The organism is Flavobacterium sp. GNP011 (genome assembly GCF_056428925.1).
This window is the reverse complement of sequence record NZ_JBWJVJ010000025.1, coordinates 1-13285: the sequence shown is the minus strand read 5'-3', so window position 1 is coordinate 13285 and position 13285 is coordinate 1. Positions and strand designations below refer to the sequence as shown.

General features: G+C 31.7%; 10 protein-coding genes. 6 read left to right on the top strand and 4 right to left on the bottom strand.

The window, feature by feature from the left end; translation table 11 throughout:
* Positions 1–33: 33 nt before the first annotated feature.
* Complete coding sequence (locus tag AC061E_RS15530) at positions 34–885, bottom strand: OmpA family protein (protein WP_478287067.1); 852 nt, start codon at positions 883–885, stop codon at positions 34–36.
* 100 nt (positions 886–985) lie between these two features.
* Positions 986–3175: a glutamine synthetase III family protein gene (locus AC061E_RS15525; protein WP_478287066.1), complete on the bottom strand. Its 2190-nt coding sequence runs from the start codon at positions 3173–3175 to the stop codon at positions 986–988.
* Between the two features lie 259 nt (positions 3176–3434).
* Between AC061E_RS15525 and AC061E_RS15520 the strand changes: the two genes are divergently transcribed.
* Positions 3435–4448 carry a glutamine synthetase beta-grasp domain-containing protein gene (locus AC061E_RS15520; protein WP_478287065.1) on the top strand — a complete coding sequence of 338 codons (1014 nt, stop codon included), beginning with the start codon at positions 3435–3437 and terminating at the stop codon, positions 4446–4448.
* Between the two features lie 157 nt (positions 4449–4605).
* The gene (locus tag AC061E_RS15515; RefSeq protein WP_478287064.1) at positions 4606–5553 is read left to right on the top strand and encodes a TerC family protein; all 948 of its coding nucleotides are present in this window, start codon (positions 4606–4608) and stop codon (positions 5551–5553) included.
* 66 nt (positions 5554–5619) lie between these two features.
* Here the strand turns inward: AC061E_RS15515 and AC061E_RS15510 are convergent, their stop codons facing one another.
* A complete protein-coding gene (locus AC061E_RS15510; protein ID WP_478287063.1) occupies positions 5620–6111 on the bottom strand; it encodes a hypothetical protein in 492 nt (163 codons plus the stop codon).
* Positions 6112–6315: 204 nt separating this feature from the next.
* Between AC061E_RS15510 and AC061E_RS15505 the strand changes: the two genes are divergently transcribed.
* Complete coding sequence (locus AC061E_RS15505; RefSeq protein ID WP_478287062.1) at positions 6316–6765, top strand: DUF1543 domain-containing protein; 450 nt, start codon at positions 6316–6318, stop codon at positions 6763–6765.
* 99 nt (positions 6766–6864) lie between these two features.
* On the opposite strand, the gene AC061E_RS15500 is transcribed toward AC061E_RS15505, so the two are convergent.
* The gene (locus AC061E_RS15500) at positions 6865–7731 is read right to left on the bottom strand and encodes an alpha/beta hydrolase (protein WP_478287061.1); all 867 of its coding nucleotides are present in this window, start codon (positions 7729–7731) and stop codon (positions 6865–6867) included.
* An 818-nt stretch (positions 7732–8549) separates the two neighbouring features.
* On the opposite strand from AC061E_RS15500, the gene AC061E_RS15495 reads away from it, so the two are divergent.
* The 3 genes from AC061E_RS15495 to AC061E_RS15485 form a co-directional block, all read left to right on the top strand.
* On the top strand, positions 8550–10709 hold the full coding sequence (locus AC061E_RS15495) for a type I restriction-modification system subunit M (RefSeq protein WP_478287060.1): 2160 nt from the start codon (positions 8550–8552) through the stop codon (positions 10707–10709).
* Positions 10706–12271: a hypothetical protein gene (locus tag AC061E_RS15490; protein ID WP_478287059.1), complete on the top strand. Its 1566-nt coding sequence runs from the start codon at positions 10706–10708 to the stop codon at positions 12269–12271. Before AC061E_RS15495 ends, AC061E_RS15490 begins: the two co-directional genes overlap by 4 nt.
* Positions 12258–13285, top strand: a 1028-nt coding sequence (locus tag AC061E_RS15485; protein WP_478287058.1) for a restriction endonuclease subunit S, incomplete at its 3' end; no start/stop codon positions are given. The genes AC061E_RS15490 and AC061E_RS15485, both read left to right, overlap by 14 nt.

Sequence of the window (13285 nt, the reverse complement as noted above, 5' to 3'; positions counted from 1 at the left end):
GGAATATGGAACATGGTTTTAGGATTTATTGCACTATTTTTGAAGGATTAAAATCTCCACTCTTCTATTTGCCGCCCGTTGTATTTCGTTTTTTTCTGGTAACGTAAAGATGGGTTTATTACTACCAAATCCTTTGTAAGCTAATCTACTTTGTTGAATGCCGTTTTTAATTAAATAATCATGAACCGATTTTGCGCGACGATTGGATAACTTCACATCATTTGGATCGGGATTACAGCAAATGTGACCGTGAATTTCAATTTTTAAATTAAATTGAGAACGCATAATTTCTCCTAATTCAGTTAATATGGCCGCTGAATTTTCAACTACTATTTCAGAATTGAATTTGAAATTTAAATTTTGAATCGGAATGAGATCACCTACTTTGGAAGCCTTAATTTTGGCTGCAAGCGGGATTTCAACCAGCGTAATAGTTCTGTGTTCTTTATCAACAACCACTTCTTTTTCTTTAAAAATGGTATCCATTTGTTTTTGACTTTTAAAAATACTGGAAGTTCTATTTTGGTAATAAACCACTACTTTTCTATTTCTGGCGTGTATTTGGGATCTTTTAAAATCTTCCCCAAAACTAAATGCAGCACAAGTAGACAATATGGGAATTTTATTTTGAACTAAAATATCCTCCACTCTTTTCGCTCTTTTAAATCCTAGAATTTTATTGTAAGCGCTACTTGCCGTACGATCACAATACCCTTCTATTTTAATAATTTCTTTAGTATTTGCACTCAATAACCAATTGTGAAATTCATTTTTCGATTTACTATTTAAAGTATATTCATTAGAATCAAAATATAGAATCACTTTATTTTGTGCAGATAAACCCGAAAACAAAAAAATAAAAAAGAAGAAAAATACCTGTTGCATAAAATTAATTTGAAAGGAATAACGTAACTTTTAACAAAAACGTACAAAAAAACCAGTACAAATAAAAAATGTACTGGTTTTAAAAAAATTTAATAATCGTTTACTTCGTGAATAACAATTCTCGATATTTAGTTAAGGTCCAAATTTCATTGTCTACTAGTAATTCTAATTTATCACAATGATTTCTTATAATTTCAAAATAAGGTTTTACTTTATTGCAGTAAGCCTCTGCCATTTCCTGAGCATCAGTCAATGTATTTGCTGCTCGTCTCTCATTTGTCATTTCCTCCACTTTAGAATTGATTCCTTCTATATGGCCTGAAATTTCCTTGATCAAGATAATTTGCTCTTTGGCGATGGTTTCAAAATCAGCACCAAAAATATCTTTCAATCCTTTCACATTAGTAATCAATGTATTTTGATATCGAATTGCCGTTGGTATCACATGGTTTTTAGAAATATCGCCTAAAACCCTGCCTTCTATTTGTATTTTTTTGGTATACTCTTCTAATTCAATCTCGTAGCGCGCTTCCACTTCAACATGATTCATGATGTTTAACTCTGAGAACAAATCTAAAGACTGCTTTGAAATTCTGGCTTTTAAAGCTTCGGGCGTAGTTTTAAAATTACTTAAACCTCGTTTTTTTGCTTCAACTTCCCATTCTTCGCTGTATCCGTCTCCTTCAAAAAGAATTTTTTTAGATTGCTTGATATATTCTCTCAAGACATTAAAAATAGCATCATCTTTTTTCATGTCTTTCGAGTCAATTAAGGCATCTACCTCTACTTTAAAGTCTCTCAATTGTTTAGCAACAATAGCGTTTAATGTTGTCATGGCATTAGAGCAATTGGCTGTTGAACCTACAGCTCTAAATTCAAATTTATTTCCAGTAAAAGCAAAAGGCGAAGTTCTATTTCGATCCGTATTATCAAGAAGTACATCTGGAATTTTCCCTACTACGTTCAATTTCAAATCTGTTTTTTCCTCCGGTGATAACTTTCCTGCTGTTACCCCTTCAAGTTCTGCCAATACTTTTGTAAGTTGCTCTCCAATAAAAACGGATATAATGGCTGGAGGAGCTTCATTGGCGCCGAGCCTATGATCATTACTAGCTGATGCAATGGCTGCTCTTAGTAAAGATTCATTATCATTAACGGCTTTAATAGTATTGATAAAAAAGGTTAAAAACTGTAAATTACTCATAGGAGTTTTACTTGGACTCAACAAGTTAACACCAGTATCTGTTGCCAAAGACCAGTTGTTGTGCTTACCGGAGCCGTTCACGCCTTTAAAAGGTTTTTCATGAAACAAGACTTTTAAGTCATGGCGTTCGGCTACTTTTTGCATCACATCCATCAACAAACAATTGTGATCAACTGCTAAGTTGGTTTCTTCAAAAATGGGAGCCAATTCAAATTGATTGGGTGCTACTTCATTATGACGCGTTTTTACTGGAATTCCAAGCAGCATACACTCTTGCTCCAAGTCTCTCATATAGGTAAGGGCACGTGTAGGAATGGATCCAAAATAGTGATCATCAAGCTGTTGTCCTTTTGCGGAAGTATGTCCAAGAAGTGTTCTTCCAGTCATGATTAAATCAGGACGAGAATTGGCTAAAGCGCTATCTACCAAAAAATATTCTTGTTCCCAACCCAAGGTAGCGGTTACTTTTTTGACATTTTTATCAAAATATTTACAGACTTCGGTTGCAGCTTCATCCATTACCATAAGCGCACGCAACAGTGGTGTTTTATAATCTAAAGCTTCGCCGGTGTACGAAATAAAAACCGTGGGAATACAAAGAGTAGTTCCAAAGATAAACGCAGGAGATGTAGGATCCCAGGCAGTATAGCCTCTGGCTTCAAATGTATTTCGAATTCCACCATTTGGAAAACTCGAGGCATCAGGCTCTTGTTGCACTAATTGTGCACCACCAAATTTTTCGACAGGATCGCTCCCATCATAGGATGTTTCAAAAAAAGCATCATGTTTTTCAGCAGTTGTTCCTGTAAGCGGCTGAAACCAATGTGTATAATGAGTGACTCCTTTTGAAAGAGCCCATTCCTTCATACCCATTGCAATATAATCCGCTAATTTACGGTCAATTTTGGTTCCGTGTTGTACGGCACTTTGGATTCCTTTTAAAGCGTCCGAAGTTAGGTATTGCTTCATAGCCTTTTCATTAAAGACATTTGAACCAAAAATAATAGATTTTCTACCTGTTTCATCAAATTGAACGGGCTTTCGAGTCGATGCTTCTCTTAAAGCTTGAAAACGTAATGTTGGCATGTTGTTATTATTTAAATTAGTAGTAATCCTTTTCAATAAAGATCAAATATACACAATATCGATAAAAAATAATATCTCTATTTTATAGAATTATATTTTTAACCCCTCCAAAATTATCAATAAACAATATTACCCCCATAAAAAAATGCATATTTAAAAAATAGAATATAAATTTACAAAAAGTACCCCCTAAATTTTATGGTTTAGAAAAAAATTATACTTTTGTACCATTAATAATCACGAAGTAATTTATAATGTTATGGCAAAAATAAAATTAGAGTACATTTGGTTAGATGGTTATGAACCAACACAAAATCTTAGAAGTAAAACAAAAGTTGAAGAGCACGAAAACTTTCAAGGTACACTAGCAGAACTTGGAAATTGGTCCTTTGATGGTTCATCTACTAGACAAGCCGAAGGCGGTTCGTCTGATTGTTTATTGGTACCAGTAGCAATCTATCCTGATCCTACTCGTATTAATGGATATTTAGTCATGACTGAAGTTATGAATGCTGATGGTACTCCTCATGCTTCAAACGGAAGAGCAACCATTGATGATGATGGTGATTTTTGGTTCGGATTTGAACAAGAGTACTTTATTATGGATACCAAAACTTTATTGCCTTTAGGTTTCCCAATTGGAGGTTATCCAGCACCACAAGGAATGTACTATTGCTCAGTAGGTGGAAAAAACACCCACGGAAGAGCACTTGTTGAAGAACATGCAGACCTTTGTATAGCAGCTGGAATCAACTTTGAAGGAATCAATCAAGAAGTGGCTTGTGGCCAATGGGAATTTCAATTGTTTGCTCAAGGTGCAAAAAAAGCAGGAGACGAAATTTGGGTAGCACGTTACTTATTGGATCGTTTGACTGAAAAATACGGCTACTATATTGAATACCACCCAAAACCGCTGGGAGATACAGATTGGAATGGATCTGGAATGCATGCTAACTTTTCTAACGAAGTTTTAAGAACATGTGGTTCTCAAGAAGTTTATGAAAAAATATGTGAAGCTTTTAGACCTGTAACAGCTGAACACATTGCAGTTTATGGCGCTTACAACGACTTGCGATTAACAGGTAAACACGAAACAGCTTCAATTCACGATTTCTCTTATGGTGTGTCTGATAGAGGTTGTTCTATTCGTATTCCTTTAATGACTGTTCAAAAGGGATGGAAAGGATGGCTTGAAGATCGTAGACCAGCTTCAAACGGTGACCCATACAAAATTGCTGCTAGAATTATACAAACAGTAAATTCTGCTTTGTAATTTTTAATACTATATTTTTTGAAAAAAAAATGCCTTCCTTTCGGAGGCATTTTTTTTTCAATTAATCTTTCAAGAAACCAATATTAAGTTTATCTTAAAATATTACTGATAACCGTTTCTAAGAGTATCTTTACTTAATATTTTAAAATTAAGTATTATGATTGTTTGGATCTGTTTTTTAGCTTCGGTTCTAGTTTTTTTAGCTTTGGATTTGGGTGTATTTAACAAAAACCCACACATCATTAGCTCTAAAGAAGCAGGAAAATGGACCGCCATATGGGTTACATTATCGTTTTTATTTTCTGGCGTAATCTACTGGCTTTACTCCACAAATTACATCGCTAACCCAGACACACTAAAACCTAGCGAAGCTGCCATTAAGTTCATAACAGGATACTTGATTGAATTATCATTAAGTATTGATAACATTTTTGTAATTGCTATTATTTTTACAGCTTTCAAAATCCCACAAAAATACCAGCACCGCGTTTTGTTTTGGGGTATCTTAGGCGCCATCATTTTTAGAGGATTGATGATCTTTTTTGGTGTAATGCTTATTAATAAATTTTCATGGATGACCTATATATTTGGTGTATTCCTTATTTATACCGCAATGAAGATGTTGTTTAGCAGTGAGGACGATCAATTTCAACCCAAAAAATCTTTTGTCTACAAGGCATTAAAAAAAGTTATTCCAATTTCTAATCACACAGACGAAGAGCATTTTTTTGTAAAAAGAAGACATCTTATTGCAGCAACACCACTTTTTGTGGCTCTAGTGGTAATAGAAGTGATGGATGTAGTTTTTGCAATAGATAGTGTACCTGCTATTCTTGCCATTACCAATGATCCTTTTCTTGTTTTTAGTTCTAATATTTTTGCCATTTTAGGTTTGCGTTCTATGTACTTTTTCTTAGCTAATATGTTGGCTAAATTCAGTTACCTAGAATACAGCTTGATTGCAATATTAAGTTTTGTGGGCGTAAAAATGATTGCGCATGATTTTATAAAATTACCTGAATGGGTTTCATTAGCTTTTATAGCGGTAGCACTTTTAATAGGCATTGGTGTTTCCTTATTTAAAAGTAAAGATTCCGAAGAGTAAATATTGATTTACTATCATAAAAAAAGGAAATCGAGAGATTTCCTTTTTTTATGGCTAGAATTTAAATTATAAATTAATTTTTTTAATATCGGATTGACTCACCTTTAAAGCTGACATCACTGCGTTAATATCATTTTTATTCACAGTTTTTGCAAATCCATCTGGAATGATTACTATTTTAAAAGTTTGATTTTGAGTCCAATCAGATGATAAAGTATTCAAATTAAAATTTGAAGTTAAGAACACATTAACATTAAACCTAGTGTAATCAAAGTTATAATCTAGCTCTCTGCCGTTATCTAAGTAATACGTTTGAGGCATCAACCTCCACACATCATCACCATTAACTACATCAAATAAGTGATATACTAAAACCGAGTCAAATGAACCTATTGGTCTATCAAAATCTATGATTCTACTATAATTATTTACAAACCCAAACGAGGTTGTTACTTCAAAAACTTCAGTTCTTGAACCGTCTTCGTACACTTCTGTAACTTCGCAACTTTGTAGTGTCATCATCCCGATGAATGCTAAAAATAGAGTAATATTTTTCATGGTTATATAAATTTTAGTTGTTATTTTTAATTCTATTCACGAACTGTGCCAAAATTTATTTTTAAAAGAAATGAATATTAAAAATATGGATACAAAACTCAAATTATACATGATCATGCTAGGCTGCAAGCCGGATGGACGATTTACAGAACAGCACGATATTTTTTTGGAATAGGAAGTTCCTTAAAGGAATTAGTCCCTCAAATGAAAGCTTTTTGGCCCGAAGCAAAAGGCAAAATTTATTTTGATACTTGGTGCGAAGTGACCGTTGTCAATAATTTTAATATTAAAGTTGTTCCTAGAGCATCTATTAGCGAAGCGACTCCCGAAAAACTTTTTTTCCTAAATCTAGGAGGATACAAAGAAAACGAGTTCGAAGAATACCACTATAAAATGCTTGCCGTCACGAAAACGTTAGGATTAGCAACAAAAAAATCTAAAGCAACAGCTTTTTACAAACATTGTGGTTTTAAAGGAGCCGAATCTCATTTGGATGAAAAATACGGCGTAGATGTCGACGATTTATATCGAGTGGACGATATGCTCCCAGCAGCATCCAAATTGCTTTATGGCTTAGAGATCACGAAAGCTGAAAGTACTTTGGAAGAAGATATTTTACACATTGGTTATGTAAAAATAGGGAGTTTGAAATAACACTTAGAACAATTCGATTCCTTTTTTATTTCATCCTCCAAACAAAAAGGCCTTTCAGAAACTACTGAAAGGCCTTTTTCAATTCAAAACCAAAAGTATTTATGGAACCAAAACTCCATTATTTTTTAAAACGGTATGAAAAAACAACAAATGCGATGGTAAGGCATTTTCCCAATACTCCCACGTATGCGCACCGGGACGCTCTGTGTATTCATGAGCTACTTTAGAATAAACCAATCTGCGGTGCAATTCTCTGTTTGACTCAATAAAAAAATCATCCACTCCGCAATCAATAATTGCAGCTAGTTTATTAGTTTTCATTTTATCAACCATATTCAAGACAGCATTGGCTGCATAAACTTCTTGCGAAGCTCCTTCAGGACCAAACACTGGCTCCATTAATTTGGTAATTCTTTCTTTGCTTTCAGGAGTAATCATGCTGCCCATATCCACAGCTCCACTCATACTGCCAACTGCACTGTACAATTCAGGATGTTTGGTCGATAAATACAACGCACCGTGACCACCCATGGAGAGACCAGAGATGACACGACCTTTTTTATCAGCGACTGTTCTATACGTTTGATCTATTTTTTGGACAACTTCTTTCGTAAGGTACGTTTCGAACTGACTGCCTTTATTTACGGGACTATCCAAGTAAAAACTAAAGGTTTCACCTTCTGGCATCACAATAATAATGTTGTACTGATCAGCCAAATTGCGCACTAAATTCTTATCAGGAGTTTTAGACAACCAATCGTTAAAATGCCCATAAGCACCGTGCAATAAATACAAAACCGGATAATTGAGTTTGCTTTTTGCATAGGAATTGGGCACAACAACTGCTGCTTTGTATGTTTTATTCATGGCGATACTTGGAATTTGTAGCGTATCCACCTTTGCTGCATAAGTAACTATAGTACCTACCAACAAACAGAAAATTAATAACAATAGATTTTTTTTCATAGTTTTTAGTTTAATGCCTAAATATAACACATTCCTTTCATTTGAAGTAGTTTAATTTTCCCCAAAAAAACAAAGGCCTTTCAGTGATGAAAGGCCTTTTAAGTATTTACATTCTCTTTGCAGGCAATATTTCAATCAGTGACTATCTGATTTAACTTGGTACAAAAATAATTTTTTTGACTACAAAAATTAATATTATTAAAAAGAGTGATGCAAATACCAGTATTAAAGTTTTCTTTGCTTAAGTTTTTTTTTGCATTTGGATTATATGGATTTGTTTTGTCGAATTTCCCTATCTTACTCTTAATTGGTTATTCTCAAAGATCCCTAAACAGATGTTAGTAAAAAAATCGTGTGGCTTTTCAAACCTGCTAGAAACGTCGGGCCAATAATGCATACACATATAAAGAAAGCCCAAGGCTTACACGTCCAATTCTTATACTCTTTGAATATTTTTAAACTTGATCGGTTTTGCTAACTAGAATAAGGACGCCGATATGTTAAATTCAATTTTTATTTCATATCACAAATATAAGGGTATTTTCTATTATTGTCATTTTAACCAAAGGAAAAACAATTAAGTTACTTTGCTCGATTCTTTTTAAACGTGCAATATGTTACGCACTGCCTTTTGTAGTCATTTTACACGGATTTGAGTACTGTTATGTTTTTTGTTATATTTTCACTGTCTTTGTTATATTTAAGCATTGTTCCTACAAGAACAATAAGTACTATTGAAAAGAAACAACCAAATTGTTTGTCAAACTTAAGCAATTACCGTAATTTTCGCATTTAAACTTTTTAATAATAATTCTTAAATGAATCTCATAGATAAAGCAATCCTAAAAGGAGTAATTAAGTTTGATGAAGATAAAAAATTCGTCACTTATATTCATCAAAATAAAAAACGTAACTACTCAAACCCTGAGGAGCAAGTTCAACTAGAAACCTTCTGTAATTTAGTTTTGCAATACAATTACCCTGTTGAAAGAGTGATTAATTTTGTCTCAGTAAAAATGGGCAGTGAAACTAAAGAAGCTGACATTGTAGTTTATAACGATGATAGTTTAAAAGAACCCCATATTCTTGTAGAATGTAAAAAAGGAGATATTAGCGAACAGGAATTTAGCCAAGCTATTGAACAGGCTTATAGTTATGCTTATGCTTTACCAAATGATGTGAAATATGTTTGGGTAACAAAAGGTAATAGAAATGAATATTTTAAAGTAAATAAAAAGAAACAAACAAGAGAACAAGAATCTGACATACCTCAATTTGGAGTAAAAGAATTAGCTAAATATAAATATGTTTTTGAAGCTGATTTAGTTGAAGAAAAAGTAGGAAAGCAAAAGTTTTTTGACATAACTGTTATTTCGCAAGAAGAACTTACAAGAAGATTTAAACAAGCTCACGATGCACTTTGGGCTGGCGGACAATTAAATCCGTCAGAAGCATTTGATGAATTAGATAAACTAATTTTTTGTAAAATTTGGGACGAAAGAAAAAACAGACAAACTGGAGAACCGTATGATTTTCAAATAATTCAAGTTGATGGAAAAGATGAAAAAGATGCTTTAAAAAAGACAAATGAAGAACTGTTTGAAAGAGTTAATGCTTTATACGAAGAAGGCAGATTAAAAGACAAAGAAGTTTTCAAAGATAATATTAGATTATCTCCCGAAAAAGTCAGAACAATAGTTGGCTATTTGCAAGATATAAATCTAGGGGAAACAGATTTAGATAGTAAAGGACGTGCTTTTGAAACATTTATGGATTCCTTTTTTAGAGGGAATTTTGGTCAATATTTTACACCTAGACCAATTGTTGATTTTACAGTAAAAGTTCTACCAATTAAAAATGATTCTTATGTTTTAGATACTTCTTGTGGTAGTGGTGGATTCTTATTATATGCCTTAAATAAAGTAAGAAATCAAGCAAATAAAATTTACCCTAGGTTTAAATCAGATATAAACCATAGCAAAAGACATTTTAGATATTGGCACGATTTTGCAGAAAACAACCTTTATGGTATAGAAATAAATGAGCAAATTAGTAGAGCCGCAAAAATGAATATGATAATTCACGATGATGGGCATACAAACGTAATAACATCGGACGGATTATTAAATGAAAGTGAAATATTAAAAATCACTGAAAACAAAGGATTCAAATACAATCATTTTAATTTTATTATTACCAATCCTCCGTTTGGAAGTAATATAAAAAAAACAGAAAAAAATTATTTAAAAAATTATTTTTTAGGAAATAAAATACCCGATTGGTTAGATAATAAAGGCAACAAAACTGCTACTCTACGAGATAACCAAAGTACAGAAGTTTTGTTTATAGAGCAATGCTATAATTTTCTTGCTCCAAACGGATATATGGCAATGGTTGTTCCTGATGGTATTTTAACGAATAGCAGTATGCAATATGTTCGTGATGCAGTTGAGGAATGGTATAGAATAGTAGCAGTTGTAAGTATGCCACAAACTGCATTTAGTGCAACGGGTGCAGGTGTGAAAAGTTCAGTTTTGTTTTTAAAAAAATATCCAATTTCTAAAACAGAAAAAATACAATCAATAAAAGCAAAAATTCAAAACAATCTTAAAACCAAATTTAAGTTTTACGAAAAAATTGAAAACTGGGAAGTTGAGAAAAAAATTGAATTAAAGGAAATGAAAGGTTTGAGCTTTTCAATGCCTTTTTTAGAATTTAAAAAAACCGAAGAATATATTGAATGGAGAAATAGTATTAATTCTAAATATACAGATAAAATTAATTTATTAAAAGAAGAATTAAACGATGCTTATATTGAAAAGTCAAGAACTGAATTACCTGATTATTCGATATTTATGGCAATTGCAAATGACATTGGTTACGATGCAACTGGAAAACCTACTGAAAATAACGAATTGGAATGGATTAGTGAGGAATTAACAAATTTTATTAATCATATTGAAAATAGTCCGTTATGATAATTAGAGGTATTTTAGATAGGTCATTAAGTAATCAAATTTGTATTAGGGGTTTTGCTCGAATTAAAGAACTTGCAAGAGTTTCAAAAGCAAATCCCGAATATCAAAGAGAATTATTAGAAAGACAAAAAGGGGTAGTTTCAAACTTTCTAACTGAAGAATCATATCTTTTTTTTCCTGAAGTTATTTTAAGCTTAAAATTGAGGCAAGATTTAAGCATACCTGGGACGAATAAAGATGTTACACCTATTCAATTAATTGAAAAAGGAAATAATTTTAATTCTAATATTGATAAAATTAAAGTTCGTTCATCAATTGTATCACAAAAGAATTTTGATGTAAATGAAACAAACGAAATAAATATTGTTGAAATTGAATTTGATGATACAGAACTTGCAGAATTAATTGAAGCAAATAGACACCCATTGCACAGAATTGATGGTAATCATAGATTAACGGCTGCCGAAGAAATAAAATCGGATAGAATAACAACTATGAATATTCCGTTTTGTATTGTTCTTTTTGAGGAAACGTTTGAAGAAAAATTCAATCCTGCAACTGGTAAAATGGATAAAGTTTCAGATACAAGTTTTGAAAAGTTTGAAAAAGTAGTTTTTTATAACATAAATTCAAAAACTGAACCATTAACATTAGAACAAAATCTTCGTGTAATTATAAATGACGAAAAGCATTTTGAAGACGAAGAATTAGAGAAAATATTTGGTAGAAGTGGCGTTTTGGTTAGAAAACTATATAACCAAATTGAAGACCCAAGTTTATTAAAAGGAGTTAATCATTTGCTTCATAATAATTTTAGAAGTCTTTCTAAAAGTATTTTTGAGAGTTTGTTAGGCACTATTTCTGATGAAGAACTTGTAACCGAAGTTAGGGAAGCTCTATTGTCAGTAAATGAATTATACAAAACTCAAGATAAATTAAAAGGAAATAATAGTGAAGGATTATTTACTGCTTTACTTTATTACAACGTTAAGGACAAACCAAAATTTAATTTTTTCAAAGAGTGGGTTTTAAAACATCACATTTTTGAAATTCAAGAAGCAACCTATCAAACATTAATAGATATTTTTGACAAAGTTTCTGACCAAACTATAAAGGTTTTTGTAGCAATGCCATATTATAGTGTGGCAGAAGTTGAATCTTATAACCAAGCATATAAAAGAGTAATAGACAAAATATTAGCAGAAAACAATCAAATTAAAATTTCACTTTTTCCTATTATGCAACATCAAGGAGATAGTTATAATATTAACAATAAAATGATTGAGCAAATAAATGAATCAAATATTTTTATTGCAGATATTAGTAATCGAAATGTAAATGTTGCTTTTGAATTAGGTTATGCAAAAAATGATTCAAATAAAATTGTTGTAATGGTAAAAAGAGAAAGCGACACTACTCGCTCTCCTTTTGATTATGAGCAAAATACTTGTCATAAATATAATCAAGATGCAATTCATTCGTTGGAAGTTATTATTTACGACAACATTAAAGATATTCTTTTAGACCGAGGTTTTACATTTAAAAAAAATGAAAATGTATAAATTGGATACTAAAATTAATACCGATAGTGCATTTTTAATAAATCGCTCTTTAATAGAGAGCAGATTAGAACCAAAATTTTACACTAAAAAATATATTGACAATGTAATAAAAATTAATGCTTCAAAACTTCCTGTTTTGCATTTATCAGAAGTTACAGACTTGATAAGCGATGGCACACATTTTACACCTATTTATATAAACAAAGGAATCAAGTTTATTAGTGTTAAAGATGTAAGAAAGTCAAAAATTGATTTAAACAAAACAAAATATATTTCAGAAGAAGAAGCTAATAAACTTGACAAAAGATGTAAACCAAAGAAAGGCGATGTTTTATTAACCAAAATAGGTGCTACTTTTGGTTATGCCTCTACTGTTGAAACCGAGGAGAGATTTCAAATTTTTGTTAGTTTGGCATTACTTCGACCAAACGAAAAAATCTTATCAAAATATTTAGAAATCTTTTTAAATTCTGAACTTGCATATACACAATACGAAAGAGTAATTAAAGGAGCAGGAGTTCCCGATTTGCATCTTGAAGATATTAGAAAAATAAAAATTCCGCTTCCGTCAATTGAACAACAAAAATTAATAGTTTCAATTTACAACGAAGCATTTAATGAAAAACAACTTAAAGAAAAAGAAGCTAAAAAATTACTAAAAAGTATAGATACTTATCTTTTGAATGAATTAGAAATTGAATTACCCATAAAAGATAATTCATTAATCAATAGAGTATTTAATGTAAAATTTAGCGAACTTTCAAGTGATAGATTTGATAGCGAATATTCACAAGCATATTTTAGGCAAATAGGAAATTCTTTGCTTAATGGTAAATTTGAAACATTAAAATTAAAAAATTTAACTTTGTTTATAGAAAGCGGTAGCAGACCAAAAGGTGGAGTTGGACAAATTGAAAAAGGAATTTTTAGCATTGGTGGAGAACACGTTAACAATAAATGTGAAATCGATTCGTGCTTGTCCGTGGTACTCGGCAGAGACTCGCTGAGTCGGAG